General features: G+C 51.6%; 20 protein-coding genes. All 20 read left to right on the top strand.

The features are described from left to right. Nucleotides 1-45: 45 nt before the first annotated feature. The 20 genes from JNE38_RS25530 to JNE38_RS25435 all read left to right on the top strand — a co-directional run bounded on the left by JNE38_RS25530 (nucleotide 46) and on the right by JNE38_RS25435 (nucleotide 24,050). Complete coding sequence (locus JNE38_RS25530) at nucleotides 46-1,140, top strand: zinc-binding dehydrogenase (RefSeq protein ID WP_238933465.1); 1,095 nt, start codon at nucleotides 46-48, stop codon at nucleotides 1,138-1,140. Between the two features lie 291 nt (nucleotides 1,141-1,431). Further along, a complete protein-coding gene (locus JNE38_RS25525; protein ID WP_203353869.1) occupies nucleotides 1,432-2,484 on the top strand; it encodes an ABC transporter ATP-binding protein in 1,053 nt (350 codons plus the stop codon). Next, nucleotides 2,477-3,355: a carbohydrate ABC transporter permease gene (locus JNE38_RS25520; RefSeq protein ID WP_203353868.1), complete on the top strand. Its 879-nt coding sequence runs from the start codon at nucleotides 2,477-2,479 to the stop codon at nucleotides 3,353-3,355. Before JNE38_RS25525 ends, JNE38_RS25520 begins: the two co-directional genes overlap by 8 nt. Before the next feature lie 166 nt (nucleotides 3,356-3,521). Next, the gene (locus JNE38_RS25515; protein ID WP_203357743.1) at nucleotides 3,522-4,313 is read left to right on the top strand and encodes a carbohydrate ABC transporter permease; all 792 of its coding nucleotides are present in this window, start codon (nucleotides 3,522-3,524) and stop codon (nucleotides 4,311-4,313) included. Nucleotides 4,314-4,414: 101 nt separating this feature from the next. After that, nucleotides 4,415-5,728 (top strand): ABC transporter substrate-binding protein, encoded by a 1,314-nt coding sequence (locus tag JNE38_RS25510; RefSeq protein ID WP_203353867.1) that lies wholly within the window; start codon nucleotides 4,415-4,417, stop codon nucleotides 5,726-5,728. Between the two features lie 17 nt (nucleotides 5,729-5,745). Further along, the gene (locus JNE38_RS25505) at nucleotides 5,746-6,507 is read left to right on the top strand and encodes a glycerophosphodiester phosphodiesterase family protein (protein WP_203353866.1); all 762 of its coding nucleotides are present in this window, start codon (nucleotides 5,746-5,748) and stop codon (nucleotides 6,505-6,507) included. A 60-nt stretch (nucleotides 6,508-6,567) separates the two neighbouring features. Continuing rightward, a complete protein-coding gene (locus JNE38_RS25500; RefSeq protein WP_203353865.1) occupies nucleotides 6,568-8,244 on the top strand; it encodes a ribulokinase in 1,677 nt (558 codons plus the stop codon). A 22-nt stretch (nucleotides 8,245-8,266) separates the two neighbouring features. Next, entirely contained in the window at nucleotides 8,267-9,355 is a 1,089-nt protein-coding gene (locus tag JNE38_RS25495; protein ID WP_203353864.1) for a phage baseplate protein, read from the top strand. Nucleotides 9,356-9,898: 543 nt separating this feature from the next. Further along, nucleotides 9,899-11,122 (top strand): MFS transporter, encoded by a 1,224-nt coding sequence (locus tag JNE38_RS25490; RefSeq protein WP_203353863.1) that lies wholly within the window; start codon nucleotides 9,899-9,901, stop codon nucleotides 11,120-11,122. 88 nt (nucleotides 11,123-11,210) lie between these two features. Beyond that, on the top strand, nucleotides 11,211-12,830 hold the full coding sequence (locus tag JNE38_RS25485; RefSeq protein ID WP_203353862.1) for an ABC transporter substrate-binding protein: 1,620 nt from the start codon (nucleotides 11,211-11,213) through the stop codon (nucleotides 12,828-12,830). Between the two features lie 71 nt (nucleotides 12,831-12,901). Then, a complete protein-coding gene (locus tag JNE38_RS25480; RefSeq protein ID WP_203353861.1) occupies nucleotides 12,902-13,837 on the top strand; it encodes an ABC transporter permease in 936 nt (311 codons plus the stop codon). A gap of 17 nt (nucleotides 13,838-13,854) precedes the next feature. Then, a complete protein-coding gene (locus JNE38_RS25475) occupies nucleotides 13,855-14,766 on the top strand; it encodes an ABC transporter permease (RefSeq protein WP_203353860.1) in 912 nt (303 codons plus the stop codon). A gap of 11 nt (nucleotides 14,767-14,777) precedes the next feature. Next, the gene (locus JNE38_RS25470; RefSeq protein WP_203353859.1) at nucleotides 14,778-15,740 is read left to right on the top strand and encodes an ABC transporter ATP-binding protein; all 963 of its coding nucleotides are present in this window, start codon (nucleotides 14,778-14,780) and stop codon (nucleotides 15,738-15,740) included. Between the two features lie 47 nt (nucleotides 15,741-15,787). Then, on the top strand, nucleotides 15,788-16,714 hold the full coding sequence (locus JNE38_RS25465; RefSeq protein ID WP_238933754.1) for an ABC transporter ATP-binding protein: 927 nt from the start codon (nucleotides 15,788-15,790) through the stop codon (nucleotides 16,712-16,714). Nucleotides 16,715-17,071: 357 nt separating this feature from the next. Beyond that, nucleotides 17,072-18,367: a hypothetical protein gene (locus JNE38_RS25460; RefSeq protein WP_203353857.1), complete on the top strand. Its 1,296-nt coding sequence runs from the start codon at nucleotides 17,072-17,074 to the stop codon at nucleotides 18,365-18,367. Between the two features lie 26 nt (nucleotides 18,368-18,393). Further along, nucleotides 18,394-19,320 (top strand): ABC transporter permease, encoded by a 927-nt coding sequence (locus tag JNE38_RS25455; RefSeq protein ID WP_203353856.1) that lies wholly within the window; start codon nucleotides 18,394-18,396, stop codon nucleotides 19,318-19,320. Between the two features lie 11 nt (nucleotides 19,321-19,331). Further along, nucleotides 19,332-20,309 (top strand): ABC transporter permease, encoded by a 978-nt coding sequence (locus JNE38_RS25450; RefSeq protein ID WP_343071364.1) that lies wholly within the window; start codon nucleotides 19,332-19,334, stop codon nucleotides 20,307-20,309. A gap of 10 nt (nucleotides 20,310-20,319) precedes the next feature. Continuing rightward, on the top strand, nucleotides 20,320-21,324 hold the full coding sequence (locus JNE38_RS25445; RefSeq protein WP_203357741.1) for an ABC transporter ATP-binding protein: 1,005 nt from the start codon (nucleotides 20,320-20,322) through the stop codon (nucleotides 21,322-21,324). Beyond that, a complete protein-coding gene (locus JNE38_RS25440) occupies nucleotides 21,324-22,307 on the top strand; it encodes an ABC transporter ATP-binding protein (protein WP_203353855.1) in 984 nt (327 codons plus the stop codon). The genes JNE38_RS25445 and JNE38_RS25440 overlap by 1 nt, the downstream gene beginning before the upstream one ends. Nucleotides 22,308-22,388: 81 nt before the next feature. Beyond that, on the top strand, nucleotides 22,389-24,050 hold the full coding sequence (locus JNE38_RS25435) for a peptide ABC transporter substrate-binding protein (RefSeq protein ID WP_203353854.1): 1,662 nt from the start codon (nucleotides 22,389-22,391) through the stop codon (nucleotides 24,048-24,050). The last annotated feature ends 12 nt before the right edge of the window (nucleotides 24,051-24,062 follow it).

Genomic DNA, 24,062 nt, shown 5'->3' with positions numbered 1-24,062 from the left:
CCCGGAATTCATAATCATAGAAATTCAGATGGAGGTGTTCTGTTGGTGGGCACCACAACAACAGAAACAGTACACTCGCGAACGCTGCGCTTGACGGAGCCTCATGTGGTTTTGGAGCAGGATATCCATCGCAGTGTTCCCGAGGGATACGTCGTAGTCGAACCGACACTCGCCAGCATTTGCCATGCGGACCTTCGCTATTTTGGAGGGACCCGAAAGCCGGAGGTACTGGCCAAAAAGCTGCCGATGGCACTCTTGCACGAAGGGATCGGTAGGATTGTGGGCGGAGAGTCCAGGAGGCTCGCTTATAGTCAGAAGGTTGTGATTGTTCCCTACATGGCGGGCAAACTGCTGCAAGATCCAGGGCCAGCGCACAGCTGTCCGGCATGCAGGGGGGAAATCGCGGATAATTACTGCTCTCACAGCAAATTTTTGGGCAGCGGTACGGATGGAATCGCGCAAAGCAGGCTGGTCATCCCTGAGCAATGCGCAATCCCGATTCCCGCGTCGATTCCTGATGACATCGCCGTGCTGACAGAGCTTTGCAGTGTCTCGTACCGAGCGCTTCGCCCCGTGGCTGGCCTGCTCAGCCAAGCGAGAATCGCGGTTTTTGGAGACGGCCCCGTGGGTTATTTGACGGCAGCCATGCTCCATCACGCATTTGGTGTTGGGTCTGATCGATTGACGGTTTTCGGAGCCATTCGAGAAAAGCTGGATCAATTCACGTTTGCTCGCACGGAAATGGTACAGCAGTATGATTTTCAGTCAGGAGACAAAGTGGACATCGTCGTGGAATGCACCGGGGGGAATTTCAGCGAGAGTGCAATCAACCAGGGGATTGACCTCTTGGCGGCAGGGGGACATCTCATCGCGATGGGTGTCAGCGAGGACAAGGTTCCGATCAATACGCGCGATGTATTGGAGAAGGGACTGACGCTCTACGGCAGCAGCCGCAGCTCGATCCCGGATTTTGAAGAAGTGCTGAGGGTCATGGAGCAAAAGGATTGTCAGGATACCTTGAAGCTCTTGATTCCTGACAGCTTTACAGTAGTGGCCAAGGCAGAAGACTTTGTTGGCGCAATGGAATCTGCCCTGGCACACAAAGGCTGGAAAAAAACCTACCTCGACTTTCACTGGTGAACAGTGAAGGAGTGAAAGTCTTACAAGATTATAACATACAGCCAAAAAGCGAGTAAGGACCGGTGGAAGGGGAGTCGCAGAAGTTTCCAAGAGGCTCCTCATCCCCGAGTCGCATGCAAAAAGAAAATGTAAGCGCCACCAATCAAGTTTACGATTTCTTAAAATGAGCTTCATATTTTCAGAAAAAAGCCCATTTATAATGAAAATGAACACGAATGAACATTATTGAGCAGAACTGCTTCTCCAGCAGGATGAGGTAATACGGGGAGCGCAGAACGGGGAGGAGTACGATTGGCAGCTATCGAGTTTGTAAATGTTACCCAAGCGTTTGAGAAAAACATCATCATCAAGGATCTGAACCTGAAGATCGAGGACGGAAAATTTACCGTGCTGGTCGGACCATCCGGCTGCGGAAAAACGACGCTGCTGCGCATGATCGCAGGTCTTGATCGTCAGACTGCAGGATCGGTGCTTATCGGTGGAGAGGATGTCACGGATATTGCTCCCGGGCAGCGGGGCGTCGCGATGGTGTTTCAGAACTACGCCCTGTACCCGACGATGACGGTACGAGAGAACATTGAATTCGGCTTGAAGAATAACAAGGTGAGCAAAGAGGAGCGAAATCGCCTGATAGAGAGCATCAGCGACACAGTCGGACTGACTCCGTACCTGAATCGCAAGCCTTCAGCGCTCTCTGGTGGACAGAGGCAGAGGGTAGCACTGGCCCGCGCCATGGTCAAAAAGCCGTCCGTTTTTCTCATGGATGAGCCGCTTTCCAACCTGGATGCAAAGCTTCGCGCACAAATGCGCATCGAGCTGATCGAGCTACATAAAAAGCTGGGCACCACCTTTGTCTATGTGACGCATGACCAGGTGGAAGCGATGTCCATGGCCGATACGATCGTGCTGATGAATCAGGGACGGATTCAGCAGGAGGCTGCTCCTGAAGTCATCTACCGTCAGCCGAACAATTTGTTCGCGGCGCAATTCATCGGGGTCCCTCCGATGAATGTAGGAGATTTGGGCGTGGACGGGGTGAAGTTTGGCTTTCGGCCAGAGAGCGGGGTATTGACTGCCGAGAGACAGGATTCCCATTACTCTGTCCGCGGGCGGATCGTGACGAGGGAGATGCTCGGCTCTGAGACGATCTATCAGCTAAAGACCAGGCAGCATTCCTTCATGATCAAATGCACGGAAGATCCGTTTTCTGTCGATCAGGACGTTTACCTTGGCGTGGATGCATCCAAGCTCTTCTTCTTTGGGCAAGACGAGCAGCGAATCGAGCAGGATGACGTTCGCCATGGTGCATACATGACGGCACTGCGAGGGCGGCAGCATGAATAAGACGAGATTCTGGCAAAAGGTCCGCCCGTATGCCTTGATCCTGCCTGCGATGATCGGCATCCTCCTATTTGTCGTGTACCCCATCCTTTATTTAATCAAGCTGAGCATGTTCAAGTACAACTTGCTGAACAAGGATAAAAGCAAGTTCATCGGGGCTGACAACTATACGGAAATCTTTTCTCGCGGTGATTTCTACAACGCTTTGACCACGACTGTGCTGTACACCGTCGGAGTGGTCGCGGTAACGATGGTGCTGTCGCTCGCTATCGCTTTGTGGCTGAACCAAAACACTCGGTTCAATGCCATCGTGCAAGCCGGAATTTTTACCCCGCACATTATTTCGATCGTTTCGATTGCGCTCGTGTGGATGTGGCTGATGGAACCGAACTATAGTCTGCTCAATTTTGCGCTGAAGGCGGTTGGTCTGCCCGCTTCTCCGTGGCTCCAAAGCTCCAGCACCTCGCTCTTATCCGTCATCATTGTCTCGGTATGGCAAAACGTCGGCTACTACTCTCTGCTCATCGTGGCTGCATTGAAAAACATCCCGCAGACGATCTACGAGGCAGCTGCGCTCGATAATGCCAGCAAATTCAAAGTGTTTTACAAGATTACCTTGCCTATGATTTCACCCCAGCTGTTTTTCATTTTGGTGATTATGACGATCGGCTCGTTTAAAGTGTTCGATACCGTCAAAATCATGACGGGCGGGGGGCCGAATGGCTCGACGACCACACTCGTTTACTACATTTATGAATTCAGAACGACGAGCATCGGCTACGCTTCTGCCACTGGAGTGGTTCTGATGGCGATTATCACGGTGCTGACCTTCATCTACTTCCGATTGCTTTCCAAAAAGGTTCACTATCAATAATCGCCTGCGATACGACTTCGAAAAAGGAGGTGCCCATCCGGTGCTGTCGCTACGAGAAAAGCAAGCGGTCAAGAAGCAAGGGGGAGCAGGTCTTGAACCAGGAGCAGGTCCTGAACTGAGAACCGGTCCTGAACCGATTCTCGGTCTTATCCAAAAGTCATGGAGCATGTTTTGGAAAGCGGTCGTTCTCATGGGATTCATCTTCCCGTTCCTATGGATGATCTCTACCTCGCTTCAAACCTTTGAGGAGACCATGAAGTTTCCTCCTACCTGGATTCCCGCTTCCCCTCAGTGGAGCAATTTTGTGGAAGCCATGAGCGCAGGTCCCTTCCTGACCTATTTTAAAAACTCCGTGATCGTCACCACCTCGATCATTGCGATACAGCTGGCGGTCATGATTCCCGCCGCTTACGCATTCGCGCAGTACAAGTTTTTCGGCAACAAAATCCTGTTTGGCATGGTTTTGCTCGCCTTCATGATTCCGGGGCAGGTCACCTTCATCCCTGTCTACCTGATGCTGGCAGACGCGGGGATGATCAAATCGCTGTGGCCACAGATCATACCTTTTATGTCCAACGCGTTTGGCATCTTCCTCCTCAGGCAGTATTTCATGCAGATTCCTCAGGAGATTATCGAGTCAGCCCGATTGGATAATGCGAGCGAATTCAAGATCATCTGGAAGATCATGATTCCGATGTCCATGCCCGCGATTTCCACCGTGGCGTTGTTCAGCTTCGTCAGCCATTGGAACGACTATTTCTGGCCGCTGGTCATGACGGATTCGGAGGCCGTCCGCCCGCTTACGATGGGGATCGCGATGCTGCGTGAGACAGAGGGCATCAGCAATTGGCATATCATCATGGCAGGCAACGTGGTTCTGGTCGTCCCGATCCTGATCGTGTACCTGTTCGCATCCAGGCAAATCGTCAAAGCATTCGTTTATTCCGGCATCAAATAAACGGTCATGACCGTTTATTTGACGACCGCAAGCGGTCACATCCTGATTAATGAAAAACGTCGAGACGTTTTTCACAGAAAAAGATGAATGGAGGAACTACTATGAACAAAAAGTTATCAGCCATCGTACTGGCAGCGACCACGATGATATCCGGGGTGCTCGCTGGATGTTCAGGAGGCGAGCCGAAAGCGTCCTCACCGGCGCCAACGGGTCAGCAGCCGGCTGCTTCGAGCCCGGCAGGCAAGACGACCGTTCAGTTCTGGCATTCCCTGGGAGGCAAGAACGGCGAGTACATCAGTGCCATGATCAAGCGCTTTAATGACACGCACGAGAATATCGAAGTAGTGGGGACATTCCAGGGCAGCTATGACGAGACCGTGACCAAGCTGCAGCAGTCGATCGCAGCCAAGACGGCACCTGACATTACCATGCTGGAGCGTGCCTACGTCCAGATGTTTGCCGATGCTGAAGTTCTGGAAGACCTGACTCCGTTCATGGCAAAGTCCGGCGCGAGCAAGGAAGATTTTCCGGAAGGTTTGATGGGGCACTCGGTATTCAACGACAAGGTCGTATCGCTGCCGCTCAACCGTTCGACACCGATCATGCACATCAACAAAACCATGCTGGATGAAAAAGGTCTGGCGATCCCGACCACCTGGGAGGAGCTGAAGAAGGTCTCCGAGGCACTCGTCATCAAAGAAAACGGAGAGGTCAAACGCTATGGTCTGAGCATGCCGTACGACACGTGGTATCCCATCGCCATGATCAGCCAGGCTGGCGGGAAGTTTTTCAATGACGATGCCACCTCGATCGGATTCGAAAAAGGCGAAGGGGTAAAAACGTTCAAATACTTGAAAGACTTGCAGAGCACAGGCGCTCTCTACTATCCGCCTGCACAGGACTCCGGCAATATCGTCAACCAGATGTTCACGAGCGAAAAGATCGGCATCATGTTCCAGTCGACAGGTGTCATGGGATCGGTGAAAAACAACGCCAAATTTGATTACGTGACGGCTTTCCTGCCGAAAGACGCAGCCTTCGCGACGCCGACGGGCGGAGCAAACATCGCCATGCTGTCTGATTCTGCCAAAAAGGATGCAGCGTGGGAGTTTATCAACTGGGTGAATACCGACCCACAAGGCGGCCAGCAGTTTATCCTTGACTCCGGTTACCTGCCTTTCACCAAGAAGATGGTAGAGTCAGACGCGATCAAAGAGCTGTGGGCAAAGGATCCGAATCGCAAGGTAGCGTACGACCAGCTTCAATACGCGGTAGACACGAACAAGGACGTAGCTTGGCCGCAAATCATGCAAGAATTCTTCAAGTCGATCCAGGCGATCATGTACGACAACAAGCCAATCGAGCCGACCCTGGACACCTTCAAGAAAGAAGCAGAGCGCTTGCTGAGTGAGTAACAGAGGGGGACGTCACCGTGATTGAAACGCTAAAGGATCAGCAAACGATCGTCGTAGCTGCGCACCGGGGCTGGAAGTCAGCCTATCCCGAGAACACCTTGCTCGCTTTTCAGCAGGCCATGGAGCTTGGAGCTGACATGCTGGAATTCGATCTGCGCTTTTCCAAGGATCGTGTCATCATGATCATCCATGATGAAACAGTGGACCGGACGACGAATGGATCGGGCAAAGTGAGCGACTTTACAATGGAAGAATTGAAGCAGCTGGATGCCGGCGGATGGTTCGGAGTGGTGTATGCGGGAATCAAGATTCCTACATTAGAAGAGCTGTGCGACCTCTTGGCAGATTACCCGCACGTCCTGCTAAATGTGGAAATCAAGTCAAGCCCGGATGCCAAGGAGGTCGCGGACGCCGCGGTCTCCCTCCTCCGGGAGCGCGGGATCCTCGCTAACTGTGTGTTCACCAGCTTTGACGCGGAAGTCATCGCCCATCTTCATGATGAGCATGGTTGCAGAACACAAGGATTTCCCGGACAGCTCATGTCCAACTACGTAAGCGGACCGGATGGCACCATTTCCAAAATGTGGGCTGTCGGCATCAGCATGAAGCTGTTGACTCCGCAAGTCGTGCAAGAATACAGGGAGCAGGGAATTCTCCCCTGGTGCTATTCCCCAGACGTCGAACAGCAGGTTTATTACGCGCTCGGATGCGGCTCTTTGCTGATGACGGTAAACGATCCTCTCCCAGCCATGCGCATTCGGGAGCAAATGAATCGATAAAATCAATAGAGAGACATCGTCTTCTCGCACTAGCAAAATGCTTGAGGAGAGGAAAAGCCTATGGAGAAACGATATGTCATAGGGATTGATTTTGGGACGGAGTCGGGCAGGGTAGTGATCGCGGATGTAGAGCGAGGGGGCGAGCTCGTGAGCCATTCGACGCCGTACCGGCACGGGACGATCGTGGAGAGGCTGCCAGGCTCGGGAAAAGCGGTTGGTCAGGATTGGGCCTTGCAGCATCCGGCGGACTATCTGGAAGTACTCAGACAGTCCGTTCCGGAGGTTCTCCGTCTGTCCGGTGTGAGTCCCACACAGGTCATCGGGATCGGAGTCGATTTTACTTCGTGCACGATCATCCCTGTCGATGCAGAGGGTCAGCCTTTGTGCATGCAAGCGAGCTACCGCGACGAGCCTCATGCGTATGTCAAGCTGTGGAAGCATCATGCCGCGCAAAAGGAAGCCAACCGCATCAACGAGTGGGCCAAGGAAAGCGGAGAGACCTTCCTCTCGCGATATGGCGGGAAAAGCTCCTCGGAGTGGATGGTGGCAAAAGTCTGGCAAGTGCTGAATGAGGCTCCCGACATTTACCGTGCAACCCATCGCTTCGTGGAGGCGGGAGACTGGATCGTGCAGCAGCTGACAGGGAACTGGGTGAGGAGCAACTGCAGTGCAGGCTACAAGGCTTTTTGGCACAAGCATGACGGGTATCCGTCTTCGGACTTTTTCAAGCAGCTGGATCCAAGGCTGGAGGATTTGACGGCGACCAAGCTCGCAGGTGAGGTTCTCCCATTGGGCACGCGGGCAGGTGAGCTGACAGAAGAAGCTGCACAGCAAATGGGCTTGTGCTCTGGGACCGCTGTGGCAGTCTCGATCATTGACGCTCATGCAGGCGTCCCTGGAAGTGGAGCTGTCCGCTCAGGCCAAATGGTCATGGCGATGGGGACGTCTCTTTGCCTGCTCGTCCAGAGCGACAAAGAAGTGCAGGTAGAGGGTGTGAGCGGCGTCGTGGAAGATGGGATGATCACCGGTCTGTTTGGCTATGAAGCAGGTCAGCCGGCTGTCGGCGATCTTTTTGGCTGGTACTGCGAGCAGGCTGTCCCCGCCTATGTGCAGGAGTCAGCGGAGCAGGCGGGTGTCAGTGTACACGCATGGCTGGAGAGCAGAGCTGCCGAGCTGAAGCCGGGACAGCATGGGCTGTTGGTGTTGGACTGGTGGAATGGCAATCGTTCCGTCCTCGAGGATGCGGATTTGAGTGGGCTTATCGTTGGTCTTTCGCTGCATACCAAGCCGCATGAAATCTATCGGGCCTTGCTGGAATCCACGGCATTCGGAACGCGCAGGATCATGGAGGCTTTTGCAGAAGCCGGGGTTGCAGTGGATGAGATCTTTGCCTGTGGAGGCTTACCTCAGCGAAATCGTTTGTTCATGCAGATATATGCCGATGTGACAGGGCGTGAAATCAAGATCGCTGCTGCCACGGAAACGACAGCACTCGGCGCAGCAATCCACGGGGCAGTCGCCGCTGGTGCAGAACGTGGAGGCTACTCGGATCTTGCGACTGCCGCCGTCCGGATGGCACAAGTGCGAGAGGAAACCTTTCGCCCGATCCCCGAAAACATGGCTGTGTATGATGAGCTTTACCGTCAGTATATCCGCTTGCATGACGTTTTCGGGCGGGGAGGACTCGTCATGAAAGAGCTCAAGCGAATCAAGCAAAAGCAGAACAATCCGCACTGAATGACAATCAGGAGGTAGTAGGATGAATCTCTTTTCTGAGAAAAGAAAGCAGCTGTTGGGTAAACTGACGCAGAGTCGATGGGGAACGAAATGGGTGGCTGGACTGGCAGTCGTATGCATGCTTGCCCCGGCGGCACCAATGACGTATGCCGAAACGTCACCATTAAAGTCGAAAATGTTTGATCTGTCCGAGTCCGCAGAGCAGCTCATTCGGGACAAAGAGCTGCACAACGGGACGGTCATGCAGTCCTTTGCCGTCGATGACGTGAATAAACGGATTTACATCCTGCAACTGATGGCGGGGGGACAGCAGCTCCCTGGTGAAAGCGGTCCAGTAACCGGTGCGCAGCGTGACAAGAACGGCGACATGACGTTGACGCAGCTGGATCTGAAAGGGAACAAGCTCGGCTACATGTTTTTGAAAGGATTCGGTCACGGCGTACAAATGGGGGTGGAGACGGACGGGGATACGACTTATCTGTGGACGGAGACGGATGCTGTCACCGAAGGCAGCAGCGGGTGGGGAACGCAGCTCGCGCGATTCCCGTTTGAAGACGGAAAGATCTTGACCCCTGACGCAGGTGAACTGGAAAAGCATCAGCTGATCGAGGGTGCTGACCGGACCACCGTAAACATAGACCAGGCAAATGGACTCCTGACCATGCGCTATCGCCAGGACGGTGCATTCCGATTTGGCGTCTACGAGCTGGAAAAGGTGAAGCATGGGACCTATGAGCCGATCGCGGATGTGGCGCAGCCAAGCATGGGAACGTTCCAAGGCTTTGCATCCTACGGCGGATACCTGTACCTGCTGGAAGGAAACTCTTATGGATCAAGTGGATCTGTAGAGCCAACGGGCAATACGTATATTACCGCTGTGAACTTGAATACGGGCGATGTGGTAGACAAACAGCTGATCACAGCCGGGGATGACCTGACCTTCCGTGAGCCGGAGGGGATGGCGGTTCGCATACCGGACCCCAAGCATCCGCAAAAAGCCGAACTCAGCTTTGGGTTTGCCTCCAGCTTTACCCCGCTGCGGCTGGCGAATGTATTTACCATCGATCGATTGCTGCCGGAGCAGGCGATCAAGAATAACCATAGCGAATAACCGTGAGAAGCCGATGTCCAAGGGGATATCGGCTTTCGTCGAGAAAGCGGCTGTTGTGGAGAGAGCATGTTTGCGCTGGATTCATAATTGACCTCGTTAGGGTTAGCCATCTTTGGTACGAAATGGTGAATCATGAATGAATTAATGATTCAAAAGAAACTTGCTGAAAGCCTAGATTCTACAGGCCTTCTCAAAAGCGTGAGCCAAAAATGAATTACTTGCACAGATGACACCCATGATACACATTACACAAGACGCATATAATCGCCTATTGATAAGACATCTTCAGTTGTTGGTATGAGAATTGCTGAAAGATTATTTTCGAAACTTATTGACTAAAAATTCAGAAATCATGATGGTTACTGGGGAGACGCAACTTGGACCGAGCTTGAGTGCACGCTTTACCATGGGGCTTGGCAGACAAATCCACAGGGGGGAAGGCTATGGAAACGTAGGTGAACGGACGTGAAGAGCAAGCGAACCACGAATCTTTGCGACCGCAGATGTTGGTTCATGTGAAAGTGGGTGGTGGTTACGCTGTCTGTGGCCATATGGGTATTGATGTCCACCATGTTCCTTACAAATATCGGCTTCGGGGTCATCCTGCCAACCCTTCCTATTTTATCCCTACACCTTGGTGCTTCTGCGTTTGAAATGGGTCTTGCCATATCCGTATTCTCGGTCGCTTCTCTCTTCGCAAGTTCGATCTGGGGGGCTGTGAGCGATCGGATCGGCAGGCGGCCCGTACTTATTTTCGGGGTTGTTGGTTACGGTGTGGTATCCGCTCTGCTTCCCTGGGCGCCAAATGTTGCTGTATTACTTATGTTCCGGTTTCTTGCAGGTATGATGGCCGCAGCGGTATTTCCATCCTCTTTGGCGTTGGTGGCGGAATGGACAACGTCGGAGGATCGTCCGAGGATACTAGGCTACATGGGATCGGTAAATGGAATTGGTTTTATTTGCGGCCCGCCGGTTGGAGCGCTTTTAAGTGTTTACGGTGTTGCCGTGCCGTTTGTCTGTGTCGGACTATTGTCCGTCATCAATGGCTTGCTTGCCCTTCGATTGCTGCCTCGGGTGGAAAAAAGAGAGGAAGAAGAAGGACAAGAGACAGACACCATCACGAAAGCGCGGATATCGTGGCTGCAACGCATGACGCGATCCCTGCAGAACAGGATGATCGCTCCGCTTTTGATTGGAACATTTGTCATTTCCTTGGTTGATTCCAGTATTTCCGCAACCCTTTCCTACTTTTTTATCGGTCCCCTGCAATCGACCCAAACGATGGCTGGATGGGGATTCATGGTAAACGCAGCTGTCAGCTCGCTGGCACAGGCGACCGTATTCTCCAGAGTCTTTACCCGGTTTGGCGATGTGTGGACGATCATAATCGGGTTATCGTTTGGAGTTGCAGGTTATTTGATTTTTGGGTTGTCGAGTACGTTATTCTGGGCATTCGGTGCCTTAGGGTTGCTGGCTCTTTGTGGCGGAATGGCGTATCCTGCGATCACGACAAGCATTTCCATACATACACCGAGAGAATTGCAGGGAAGCATCTTCGGCACGCATAGCACGGTTGGCAGCCTGGGGCGTACACTTGGTCCATTGATTGCCGGTGGGCTGTTTTCCTATCAGGAACGTAGTCCCTTTCTCTTTGCAAGCGGTTTGCTGTTTGCGACTGTCGGATTTTATGTGGTCTGGATGTACAAGATGCGAAATCATGCGCCAAACCATCCCCAAACCCATTCGGTGCAGAAAACGATGGAGTAAGGGGAGAAAATGAAGATGCTGCCTTGAGCGAGTGGAACCATGGTTGCGTCCATAATCGACAAAACTGGAAGAGGAGAGGATTGCGGGAATGAATAAAAAGCGGCAATGGATGAATAAGGGGTTCATTTTCATTTTCGTGCTGGCTCTGCTCATAACGGGTTGTACAAGTCAGACGAGCAAGCCGGCAGAGGGCGGCTCGAACTCAGTACAGTCACAGGAAAAAGTCTTGAAAATAGCTTCCTTTGGTGATTTTGAAACAGCTGATCCGCATTTCAATACAATTACAACTGCTGACGAAGTAGTCAGAGAATCCATTTATAATGGTCTCGTTCGTTTTAAGCCCGGTTCAACCAAAGCAGAGGATATAGAAGCAGACTTAGCGGAAAAGTGGGAGAACAATAAAGAGGGGACCATTTGGACTTTTCACCTGCGCAAGGGGGTAAAGTGGCATCAAGGATACGGTGACTTTACTTCTGCAGATGTAAAGTGGTCCTACGAGCGGGTCATGAATCCGGAAACGGCTTCTCCTGCCTCCCTGCATACGAGAAGCATTGCCAAGATTGAAACGCCCGATGATTATACGGTTGTCTTTCATTTGAAGCAGGCTGACCCCACCTTTTTGCTCCGGCTCGTAGCCAATGGGAACGGTCCTGGGAAAATTGTAAAAAAAGAAGCGGTCGAGGCAGCAGGCAAGGATTACAAGTTCAAGCCTGTCGGAACGGGTCCATTTATTTTTAAAGAGCATAGGATCCGTGAGAAAGTAGTCTTGGAAAAAAATCCAGACTATTTCCGCGGCGAGCCCAAGTTGAACCATGTAGAGATCTATGCGATGAAAGAACAGCCTACAGTTGACGTCGCCATGGATAAAGGCGACATTCATATGACAATCGGCATCGGCGATGAGCTCTGGATGAACAATCGAAGAAAAAACAAAGATGTCGTTCTGGATTATTCCCGTCATCCGCTCTTTTGGTTTCTCCATCTAAACACCTCGATGAAGCCGTATGACGACATCCGCGTCAGAAAAGCGATTGCCCATGCCATCAATTCAAAAGGCTTTGTGGAACAGGTGATGGGCCTTGATTTGGCGAAAGTGCCGACATCGACGATCACCAGCAACCTATTTGGTCATGCCGACATCGGAATTTACGAATACAATCCGGAGCTGTCGAAAAAATTGCTGGCTGAGGCTGGATACCCCAATGGAATCACACTGCCGCAAAATAATGCGAGCAGCAGTCCTACCTCTCTCAATAAAATGACATGGGTTCAGGAGCAGCTGCGGACATCAGGCATCGAACTGCCCATGACCGTCGTGGATTCCAATACCAACTCCGCAAATAACCGCAAAAACCTTAACGGGTTGATCCTTCAAGGCTTTCCGGCGAGACCGCATGCAGATTTTCTGCTGACACCCTATTTCCACGGTGCTTCCATTATCGGAAAACCGACTGGGTACGCCAACTTGGCCCACTATGAAAAATCGGACGCATTAATCGATCAAGCCCGGGTAGAGATGGACCCCGAAAAAGCAAAAAGCATCTATGTGCAAATCCAACAGCAGATTAAGGATGAATATGTAATGGTGCCGTTGGCAGAAACCTATATTCCCCTTGTGAGGAGAAAAGAAGTGCAGCTCGGTTATGATATGACAGCCATCCCTACTACGATCTATCTAGTCACTGAGAATACCGATCTGGTTCCTTAGCGGCCGGGCAGGACTCGCTGCTGTCCTGCTTTTATAACCAGCAATACCAATCGTCAGTAAGGAGGATCGAGATGGCCAAGTATATCATACGCAGGATATTGATAGCGCTTCCAACCATGTTTATCACCCTCAGCATCATCTTCTTTTCGTTGCGTATCCTTCCTGGGGATCCAGCATTGGCTATTTTAGGAGAAGGGGCAAGTGAAGAGGTGCTGGCAAAGCTGCGGGAACAGATGGGGCTAAACGTACCGGTATGGCAGCAGTATGTAAACTATCTGGCTGGAATTTTTCGGGGGGATTTTGGTGAATCGATCTCGACGGGGAAACCCGTAAGTGAAATGATCCAAAGCATCTTTCCGCATACCATGAGGCTGGCGATCGGCGGATTGATCGTCGGATGCGTGATCGGGATCCCCCTCGGAATTCTCTCCGCAATCAAGCAAAATACAACAATGGATAATGCAATCCGATTTATTGCCATGATCGGCATTTCCTTTCCTCCTTTTTTTCTGGCGATCTTATTCATGGTTGTCTTCTCGCTAAAAATTGAACTGTTTCCGTCCATGGGTGCAGGAGAAACCTTCATGGAGAATCTCTATCATCTGGTTTTGCCTTCTTTGACACTGGGGGTGATCCTCGGTGCGATCCTGATGAGATTTGTCCGCTCCAGCATGCTGGATGAAATCAATCAAGATTACGTCCGAACTGCCAGATCCAAGGGCGCTTCGGAGAAATTGGTGATTTATAAGCACGTGCTGCGGAATTCGCTCATTCCCGTCATTACCGTAATTGGGTTAGATATTACTGCATTGCTGAGCGGAGCCATTTTGACCGAAACCATTTACAGTCGGCCAGGCTTGGGAAGTATGGCGGTAGGTGCGATCGTTGCTCGTGACTTTCCGACTTTGCAAGGGTGTCTCGTACTATTTACCATCTTGGTTGTCGGCGTGAATTTGGTGGTCGATGTGAGCTATTCACTCGTTAATCCAAAGATCCGGCCAAGTTAAGGAGAGGAGACGATCACATGGAAGGTCCTGCAGTCGGAAAGAGCATTGCTGCCATTCAGAATCCTGCGAAAACCAGTAAGGCTGCCGCCGAATTATCCACATGGGCTGCTTTTGCCAAAAACAAAATGGGATTGGTTGCTTTCATCGTTTTGCTCCTCTTTATCGTCATCGCACTCGCAGCTCCTCTCATCGTTCCTTATGATCCGCTGGAACAAAACACAGCGCAACGGCTGCAGGGTCCCTCTGCAGACCATTTCCTCGGGACTGATTCGTACGGCAGGGATGTGTTTAGCCGCATCCTTATTGGATCGCAAACGTCACTGATCGTCGGGTTTATCGGCGTTGCCATCAGCGGGATCATCGGTTTTAGCATCGGCATGATCGCCGGTTACAAAGGCGGATGGATCGATGACATACTCATGCGCATCCTTGAATCCATCATGACGATTCCCCTCATCTTATTGGGGATGATGGTGTTGGTAGCATTAAGTTCCAACTTATCGACCATGATTCTCGTCATCAGTATTGGATTGATTCCAGGTTGTGCACGTATCGCTCGCGGATCCACATTGGAAATAAAAGAAAAGGAATTTATTAAAGCGACGATCTCTATGGGGGGAAGTAGCTTTCGCATCATTTTCATGCATATCCTCCCGAACATTTTAGGCCCGCTGCTGGTGGTATCCACGCTGAACATGGCATCCGTCATCCGTATTGAAGCGAGTCTCAGCTTTCTCGGGATGGGTGTTAAGCCGCCGACACCGACATGGGGGAACATGATCCAGGAAGGCTTTCAATTCATCACCCTTTCACCCGGTTTATCACTCTATCCAGGCATTGCTCTGATGATCCTGTCCATCGCCTTCAATCTGATCGGGGACGCGATGCGCGATGCCATAGATCCACATCTCAAGCACCAGCGGAAATAGGAGGGGGAACCATGGAGTCTATCCTGGAAATTCGGGAATTGCGAGTCGGTAAGGACCATGACGGACATTTTCAAGCGATTTTGGATAATGTGAATTTCGAAGTAAAACAGGGTGAAACGCTCGCCATCGTTGGAGAAAGCGGGTGCGGCAAAAGCATGACCGCCTTATCGATCATGGGTCTGCTCCCCCGAGCGATTCAGATTGCATCAGGGAAGGTGATTTTTGGCGGAAAGGATCTGGCAGGACTCTCTCGCAAGGAAATCGATCAGGTGAGAGGCAAGGATATCGCCATGATTTTTCAAGAGCCGATGACCTCCCTAAATCCTTCCTTTACGATTGGCAACCAATTATCAGAGGTATTGAAGATCCATACAGCCTTGCAGCCCAACGAAAGAAAAGAGCGTGTCTTAGAGCTGTTATCTCAAGTGGGAATCCCTGATCCGGCTGGAAAGTTCAAATCCTATCCGCATGAGCTGTCGGGGGGGATGCGGCAAAGGGTGATGATCGCGATGGCATTGGCGTGCAACCCGAAGATGTTGATTGCGGATGAGCCCACGACGGCATTGGATGTCACCATTCAAGCCCAGGTTCTGAACTTACTATCAGAGATCCAGTCCCAGTATCAGATGGCGGTCATGCTCATCACCCATGACCTGGGCGTTGTGGCAGAAACCTGTCAACGCGTGATTGTCATGTATGCGGGGCAGGTCATCGAAGAGGCATCGGTTGAGGACTTGTTTGAGCAGCCCATGCATCCGTACACCATCGGATTGATGCAGTCTGCCCCACGACTAGGGGTAGCGAAGGAAAAGCTGCATGTCATCGAAGGAACAGTACCTGACATTCGAGATATGCCAACCGGCTGCCGTTTCCATCCCAGATGCGAGTCTGCAACAGATCTCTGCAAGGAAAAAGAGCCTCAGCTGGAGGAGCGGGGACATGGAAGGAGGGTTCGCTGTTGGCACACTGCGTAGAATCAGAGGACCTGCTCGTCGTAAAAGACTTGCGAAAGCATTTCTCCATGAAAGGCGGGATTTTCGGTCAAGAGACGGATTCCGTAAAAGCGGTGGATGGGGTAAGCTTCACCGTTAAAAAAGGAGAAACATTCAGCATCGTAGGAGAATCAGGGTGCGGGAAAAGCACTACCGGGATGTGCTTGCTTCGGTTGACGGAACCTACGTCAGGTCAGGTTGTTTTCAACAATATCAACATCCTTAAGCAAAATCAAAAAGCGTTACGGGCCATACGCAAGGATATGCAAGTGATCTTTCAAGACCCGTACAGCTCCTTGAATCCAAAGCATACGATCAAACAAATTGTAAGTGAACCGTTTCGCATCAATCGGACGATCCATAAGAGCGAAATAGAGGATCGCGTGGTTTCGTTATTGCGCGTAGTTGGGCTGCGCCCCGATCATTTGAATCGGTTTCCCCATGAGTTTTCGGGCGGACAACGGCAGCGGATCGGAATCGCACGGGCACTGGCTCTTCATCCCAAGCTCATCGTATGTGACGAGCCTGTCTCCGCGCTGGATGTATCGATACAATCCCAAATCTTAAACTTGCTGGAAGAATTGCAAGAGCAGTTTGCTTTGACCTATATCTTCATCTCTCATGACTTGAGCGTGATCGAGCATATCAGCGACAGAGTGGCGGTCATGTATTTGGGAAAGATCGTCGAAATGGGCGAGAGAGAACAAATTTTCAACAACCCGCAGCACCCTTACACGAAAGCATTGCTTTCGTCTGTCCCGCTGGCAGAACCTAAATTAAAGAGTAAGAGGCAACGTATTTTGTTGTCTGGCGATGTACCCAATCCAAGAAATCCTCCGCAGGGCTGTCATTTCCATACCCGGTGCCCCATAAAAGCGGATCGTTGCATGCAAGAGCCCCCTTCCCTGCAAGAAGTGGAAACGGGGCAGCTGGTTTCTTGTCATTTCGTTCAATAGCGGGCCTGGAGTGAAGAAGCGGGAGTTGTGAAAGCCCAGCCTGATTGGGCTTTCTTTTTTATGTGTCTTGCATAACGATTTTCGTGGTTATAGGCCTTTAGGCTAGAGAAGCCATTTTCCGTTAAAGCTTAGAGGTCAACAGAGAAAAGCAGACATGAACTAAAATTGAATTTTTATTATTAATTGACAATTTAGACTTTTGTGAATAACATTAGCTTATGTTGAATTACAGACATATTAGAGAACGAATTTAGTGTCCTCAATTGCGTTTTAACCCTGTATTACTTGGAGTTTAGTAGTAAAGATATATATTTTTACGAATAACAGACAAATTAAAGACAAATAGAAGGTGATTCGTTGCATCTGTCATTCGCAGTCATTGGACCTAGGCTCTTAGTTGACGATATCTGTGAGGTATTGGAGGAATTCCCGCACATCGAGCCGACCAAGCTCATCTACGATTCAGAAAAAAATGTGCGTGAGCTTTTGCAAAATAGCATGGAAGTATTCGACGTGTACTTTTTCAGCGGGGATGTTCCATTTCTGATTACACAGGATCTGATCCCCTCGCATGCATGCTCCGTGTTCATTCCGTTTGATGGAGCCGAGTTGTACAGAGTGATTTTGCAGATTTACCGCCATTATCATTTCTTTCCTGTCATCAGCTTTGACGGTGTGCCCATGAAGAATTTGCAGGAAGCTTTCGACGAAATCGACGCGTCCCACGTGAAATGGCATTACAAAAATATGGACGGCTTCCAAAACTCCGAGGAGCTGTACGAGCATCATATGGCGTTGTGGCAGGAGGGAAATGCCCAAGTAGTGGCGACGAGCATTCATTCCGTATACCAGGCGCTGAAATCCAATCATCTTCCTGTCTTCTTCATTAAGAGCACCAAGCAGCTCATCCGCAATACGATCGACAAAGCGCTCTGGATGGCCAAGGAACAAAAGAAACAGCAGGCGCAAATCACCGTCCTGCAATTCAAGATCGAACCTGCGGCTGAGAGCAAACCGGATCTCGGCAAAGCTCTGGAAAGATACGAAAAGAGGATTGCGGATTTTAGCAAGCGCCTGTTTGCTAGTGCGACGAGTGCTGACCCTGGCGAATACACGCTGTATACGACGCGCGGAATCGTGGAGAAAGTGACCAAGGACTTCCAGAGCTTTCCTGTCCTGAAAAACGGAAGCGGGGAGCTGGGTACGATCAATTTGGGGATCGGCATGGGAGACACGGTCGAGCGAGCTCTGTACAATGCGAACCGCGCCCTCGACTTTGCCGTCCGCAACCCCGGGAACAGTGCCTATTTGATTAATGATCAAATGAAAGTCCTCGGTCCGCTCGGCACCCGAAATACGCTGGACTACTCCCTCATCGACGAGCAGCGGGGAGATTTCGTCTCCACTTCGATGCGCAAGCTGTTTTCCTGGCTGCAGCTCATTCAGAAAAACGAGGTGACGACGCGGGAAATCAGTGTCGGCATGAATACCGGGGAGCGGAATGCAGCCCGCATGGTTCAGAAGATGAAGGAAAAGGGAATCGCCGAAGCCATCGGCAGCGAATCGATGAGCCAGAGGGGGAGGCCGCGTCCCATTTACCGGATTGATCTGCAGCAATTGGCGGAGGAAGTGAAAGTCAGGAATCATTCATAACGCGTAAAAAGGAGGTTCAGTTCGAGATGGCGGCTTATATCGTCAAACGGTTCTTTGCCAGCATCCTAACGATGTTTGTCCTTGTCACCATCACCTTTTTCCTGATGCATGCCGTACCGGGTGGCCCTTTCAGCCCGGCAGAGGAGAGGAAAGTACCCAAAAGCGTCATGGAAAAGATGGAGGAAAAATTCGGGTTGAATGAACCGCTGAGCGTTCAGTACGTGAACTATCTGAAGAGCATTTTGCAAGGGGACTTGGGCTTCTCCTTCAAGCAATCGGACGTCACGGTTAACGAACTCATCTCTCAAGGCTTCCCCGTCTCCGCAAAGGTCGGCCTGATTGCCATCATCATCGCACTCATTATCGGCATGCTGCTCGGCATCACCTCTGCCATTAAAAGAGGGAAATGGGCAGACTGGCTCTCCATGATCGTGGCCACCATCGGCATTTCCATCCCCAACTTCGTCATGACGGTACTCATGCTGTTCTTATTCGCCGTCGTCCTCAAACTGCTGCCCACCTACGGGTTGTCCAGCTGGAAGCATTACATCCTCCCGGTGATCGGGCTCGCATTCGGCCCCATTGCTTACATTGCCCGCCTGATGAGATCCAGCATGCTGGAGGTGATGCGCCAGGACTACATCCTGACGGCCAGAGCCAAAGGTGTTCCCGAATACCGCGTCATTTTCAAGCATGCACTCAAAAATGCCATGATTCCAATCGTGACGTATCTGGGGCCTCTCGTGGCCGCGCTGCTAACCGGCAGCTTCATCGTGGAGCGGGTGTTTTCCATTCCGGGCATCGGCAGGGATTTCGTGACGGGGATCAGCGACCGCGACTATTCCGTGATCCTGGGCCTGACGGTCTTTCTCGGGCTGTTCATCATCATCGCGAACTTTATCGTCGACATTCTGTACGCCATTATCGACCGGCGGGTAAAAATTGAGGAGTAGGTGAAGCCAGGATGAATACTGCAGCGAAAAGGAGCGAGGGAGCTGTTCCTTTATCCGATATGGACCGGGCTTGGGCGAATCTCCCTGATGAGGACTTTGAGAGGCTGGATGATTCCGAGAGACAGAGCGAGAGCATCGCGCGGCCCAGCAAGTCGTATTGGCAGGACGCCTGGAGCCGGTTCCGCAAAGACCCGCTGGCGATGCTCGGACTGTTCATCATTGTCGTCATCGCCATCGCCGCGATTCTGGGGCCGATCTTCTCCCAGTACACCTACGATGGACAGGACATCGCTAACCAAAATCAGGGGCCATCAGCAGAGCATTGGTTTGGCACTGACAAATTCGGGCGCGATATTTTTGTCCGGGCCATGTACGGGGCGAGAATCAGCTTGACCATCGGCGTGGCTGTTGCAGCCATCAATCTGGTGATCGGTGTCATTTACGGCGGGATATCCGGCTACTTTGGCGGCAAAGTGGACATGGTGATGATGCGCATCGTCGATATCATGATCGGGGTTCCGGAATTGCTCTACATTATCCTTTTAATGATGTTTTTAGGCAATACGATCGAAAGCATCCTAATCGCCATGTCGCTGACCTACTGGATCGGAACCGCGCGCATGGTGCGTTCTCAGGTCATCACTCTCAAGCATCAGGAGTACATATTGGCTGCGAGGGCCACCGGATCGTCCAACATGCGGATTTTGTTCAAGCATCTCATTCCGAATAGCATGGGACCGATCATCGTGACAGTGACCTTCCTCGTTCCGTCTGCCATCTTCACGGAAGCCTTCCTCAGCTTTTTGGGAATCGGCATCCAGGTGCCGATGGCGAGCTGGGGCACACTCGTCAATGATGCGGTTCCTACCTTGTTTACCCAGCCGTATCAAATGCTTTTCCCGGCGATCGCCATCAGCATCACGATGTTTGCGCTGAACTTTATCGGGGATGGACTGCGGGATGCGCTGGATCCGAGGCTAAAGAAATAGAGGCGGGTGTATAAGCGTGAAATTACTCGATGTGCAGAATCTGAAGACGACGTTTCATATCGAAGCGGGACAGGTACAGGCTGTCCGGGGGATCTCCTTTCACGTGAACAAGGGGGAGTCGATCGGCATCGTAGGAGAGTCCGGCTCGGGAAAAAGCGTGTCCATGCTGTCGCTGTTAAAGCTGCTCCCGCAAAATGCCAAGCTCGAAGCGGACAGCGTCCTGTTTGATGGGATAGAGCTCGTGAATACGGATCAAAAGGCGATGCGAAAAATGCTGGGGAATGACATCGGCATGATCTTTCAGGACCCGATGACGTCCCTCAATCCTCTCTTTACGATCGGCGAGCAGATCATGGAGCCGCTCCGAATCCATCAAAAACTTTCCAAGGAAGAGGCGCGGGCGAGAGCGATCGAGATTTTGAAATTGGTGGAGATCCCGAGTCCGGAAAGCAGGCTAAAGCAGTACCCGCACGAATTTTCCGGGGGGATGAGACAGCGGGTCATGATCGCGATCGCACTTTCCTGTTCACCCAAGCTGCTGATTGCCGACGAACCGACGACGGCGCTGGATGTGACGATTCAGGCGCAGATTCTCGATCTGATGCGTGATTTGCGCAGCAAGCTGAATGTTTCCATCGTGATGATCACCCATGATCTCGGGGTGATCGCCAATATGTGCAACCGCATCGTCGTCATGTACGGCGGGATGATCGTCGAGCAGGGGACGACACGGGAAATTTTCTACGAGCCCAAGCATCCGTATACGTGGGGGCTGCTCCGTTCGATTCCGCAGTTTACGGAGGGAGAAAAGCAAAAGCTCATTTCGATCCCGGGCAGTCCGCCCGATTTGCTGAAGCCTCCGGCAGGGTGTGCGTTTACCACGAGATGTCCGTACGCCATGAAAATCTGTGAGAAGCTTCCCCCTCCGCAGGTTGCTTTGACGGAAACACATCAGGCAGCGTGCTGGCTCATGCATCCGAAGGCACAGCCGCATGCGAAAGAGGGGGTCAGCTAATGGGAGAGGCATCGGATGTACTGGTAGAGGCACGGAATGTAAAGAAGTACTTTGAAGTGCAAAAAAGCTTTCTGGGCCGTCATTCGACACTTTTAAAAGCAGTGGACGACATCAGCTTTACGATTAGGAAAGGGGAAACCTTCGGGCTGGTTGGGGAATCCGGCTGCGGGAAATCGACCATCGGCCGAACGCTGCTAAAGCTGTATGAACCGACTGCCGGGGACATTTTGTACAACGGACAGTCCATAGCCGGGCTGAACCACAAAGAGATGCTGCCTTACCGCAAGAAAATGCAAATGATCTTTCAAGACCCGTATGCATCACTCGACCCCCGTATGACCATCGCGGAGATCGTGGGGGATCCGCTCGTGGTACATAACATCTATCAGGGCAAGGATCGGCAGGATCGGGTCAAGGAGCTGATCGAGCTGGTCGGGCTCAAAGCGGATCACCTCAACCGTTATCCGCATGAATTTTCTGGCGGACAGCGCCAGCGGATCGGGATAGCCAGGGCTTTGGCGGTGGAGCCCGAGTTCATCGTCTGCGATGAGCCGATTTCCGCGCTGGACGTATCTATCCAGGCACAGGTGGTCAATATGCTCGAGGAGCTCCAGGAGCGCTTTGGCCTGACGTATTTGTTCGTCTCCCACGACTTGTCGATGGTCAGACACATCTCTCACAAAGTCGGCGTCATGTACCTGGGAAGTCTGGTGGAGTACGCGGAAGTGAACGAGCTCTATACCAACATGCAGCATCCCTACACACGAGCCTTGCTGTCTGCCGTGCCGATTGCCGATCCGGATACGGCGGAGCGAAGTGAACGGATTCATCTGCAGGGCGATGTGCCGAGTCCTTTGAATCCGCCAAGCGGCTGTGCGTTTCGAACGCGCTGCCCATACGCGATGAAGAGGTGTGCAGAGGAAAAGCCCAGCTTGCGGGATATGGGGAATGGACACGGCGTTGCCTGCCATTTGATCGATTGACCGCCAGCAGCCAATCCGGAAGATATGAATGCTGTTTCTTTTTGAACAGCTCATATAAATTGCATAAATGGGGGGACGAGTATGAAAAAGAGGATGGGCGTGGTGCTTGCGGCGCTCTTGGCGATCACATCCGTGGCAGCGGGCTGCAGCAGCTCCACCACAGCACCGCAGGGGCAGCAAAGTCAGGGTCAGACGACCGCACCAAAAGCCGAAGGGGAAAAGCCGGCAGTCGAGCAAAAGATCGTGTATGCATTAAGCAAGGAACCGGAGGAAATGGATCCAACGTTGAACGTGTACGCGCGTTCCTCCATTGTGCTGCAAAACTTGTTTAGAGGCCTTTATAAAATCGATGAATCCGGGAAAAAGCCTGTTCCATCCTTGGCGGAAAGCTATGAGCTGGACTCGACTGGAACCAAGTACACCTTCAAGATCAACAAAAATGCGAAGTGGTCTGACGGCAAGCCAGTGACGGCTCAAGACTTTGAGTACTCCTGGAAGCGCGTGCTCAATCCGGAAGTGGCTTCAGGCGCCTCTTTCTACCTGTACTATCTCAAAAACGGAAAAGCGTACAACGAGAAAAAAGCAAGTGCGGATGATGTGGGTGTAAAAGCGGTGGATGACCATACGCTCCAAGTCACGCTGGAAAATCCGACTCCCTACTTCCTGGAGCTGCTGTGCGTAACGGCGTACTATCCGGTACGGAAAGATGTCGCGGAAAAAGAAGGCTGGACCAAGTCTCCCGAGACGTATTTGACGACAGGACCGTTCATGCTGACCGAACTTCGTCCAAAAGAAAAATACGTGCTGAAGAAAAATCCGAACTACCTGGAAGCCGACAAGGTGAAGCTCGAGACGCTGGAAATCGTGTTCATCGAATCCAGTGAAGCAGAGCTCGCAGCCTACACCAACAATGAAATCCAGGTCTCTGACAACATGACTCCAGAGGGAATGAAGCAATTCGCGAGTACGCCGGAGTTTTTCTCGATTCCCCGGATCGGCATGCAGTACTTTGATTTCAACACGTCCCAAAAGCCGTTCGACGATGCAAAGGTTCGCAAGGCATTCAGCATGGCGATCAACCGTGAGCAAATCATCAAGGGCATCATCCAATCGGTCGAAAAACCTGCGTTTGGCATGGTGCCGTACGGAATCCCGGATGGCGTGCAAAAAGACAAGGACTATCGCGCGGTAGCCGGCGACCTGTTTACCGAAAACGTCGACGAAGCGAAGAAGCTGCTGGCAGAGGCAGGCTACCCGGATGGCAAAGGAATTCCGCCCATCACCATGATCGTCATGGCAAGCCAAACGGATAAAGATATCGCGCAAGCGCTGCAAAGCATGTGGAAACAAAACCTGGGTGTAGACGTAAACATTGAAACGTTTGAATCGAAAGTGTATTGGGACGAAATCGAGAACGGTAACTTCAACATCGCCTCCGATGGTTGGACAGGCGACTATCCGGACCCGATGACCAACCTCGATATCTTTGAAAGTGTCAACACGGCGGATGACATGCGCTGGAGCAGCAAGGAATACGATAGCTTGCTGGAGGAAAACCGAAAAATCTCCGATCAGGCAAAACGGATGGAGAACTTTGTGAAAGCGGAAAAAATCCTGGTCGAGGAAATGCCGTTGATGCCGCTGCGCTTTTACGAGGATCAGTTCCTCGCGAAGCCAAATGTCAAAGGAGTTCTGAAAAACTACATCGGCCATACCATTTTTGAGTACGCGCACGTAGAATAACCATTTGATTGA

It is taken from the genome of Brevibacillus choshinensis (assembly GCF_016811915.1).
GTDB classification, from domain to species: Bacteria; Bacillota; Bacilli; order Brevibacillales; family Brevibacillaceae; genus Brevibacillus; species Brevibacillus choshinensis_A.
Note: the sequence above shows the minus strand (reverse complement) of the source record. Positions and strands in the feature narration are given on the sequence as shown.

Coding starts and splice junctions, on each gene's coding strand:
- JNE38_RS25440 (WP_203353855.1), top strand. CDS start 21,324: ATGGGAGAGGCATCGGATGTACTGGTAGAGGCACGGAATGTAAAGAAG.
- JNE38_RS25500 (WP_203353865.1), top strand. CDS start 6,568: ATGGAGAAACGATATGTCATAGGGATTGATTTTGGGACGGAGTCGGGC.
- JNE38_RS25485 (WP_203353862.1), top strand. CDS start 11,211: ATGAATAAAAAGCGGCAATGGATGAATAAGGGGTTCATTTTCATTTTC.
- JNE38_RS25510 (WP_203353867.1), top strand. CDS start 4,415: ATGAACAAAAAGTTATCAGCCATCGTACTGGCAGCGACCACGATGATA.
- JNE38_RS25465 (WP_238933754.1), top strand. CDS start 15,788: ATGAAAGGCGGGATTTTCGGTCAAGAGACGGATTCCGTAAAAGCGGTG.
- JNE38_RS25435 (WP_203353854.1), top strand. CDS start 22,389: ATGAAAAAGAGGATGGGCGTGGTGCTTGCGGCGCTCTTGGCGATCACA.
- JNE38_RS25455 (WP_203353856.1), top strand. CDS start 18,394: ATGGCGGCTTATATCGTCAAACGGTTCTTTGCCAGCATCCTAACGATG.
- JNE38_RS25480 (WP_203353861.1), top strand. CDS start 12,902: ATGGCCAAGTATATCATACGCAGGATATTGATAGCGCTTCCAACCATG.
- JNE38_RS25450 (WP_343071364.1), top strand. CDS start 19,332: ATGAATACTGCAGCGAAAAGGAGCGAGGGAGCTGTTCCTTTATCCGAT.
- JNE38_RS25520 (WP_203353868.1), top strand. CDS start 2,477: ATGAATAAGACGAGATTCTGGCAAAAGGTCCGCCCGTATGCCTTGATC.
- JNE38_RS25470 (WP_203353859.1), top strand. CDS start 14,778: ATGGAGTCTATCCTGGAAATTCGGGAATTGCGAGTCGGTAAGGACCAT.
- JNE38_RS25475 (WP_203353860.1), top strand. CDS start 13,855: ATGGAAGGTCCTGCAGTCGGAAAGAGCATTGCTGCCATTCAGAATCCT.
- JNE38_RS25515 (WP_203357743.1), top strand. CDS start 3,522: ATGTTTTGGAAAGCGGTCGTTCTCATGGGATTCATCTTCCCGTTCCTA.
- JNE38_RS25495 (WP_203353864.1), top strand. CDS start 8,267: ATGAATCTCTTTTCTGAGAAAAGAAAGCAGCTGTTGGGTAAACTGACG.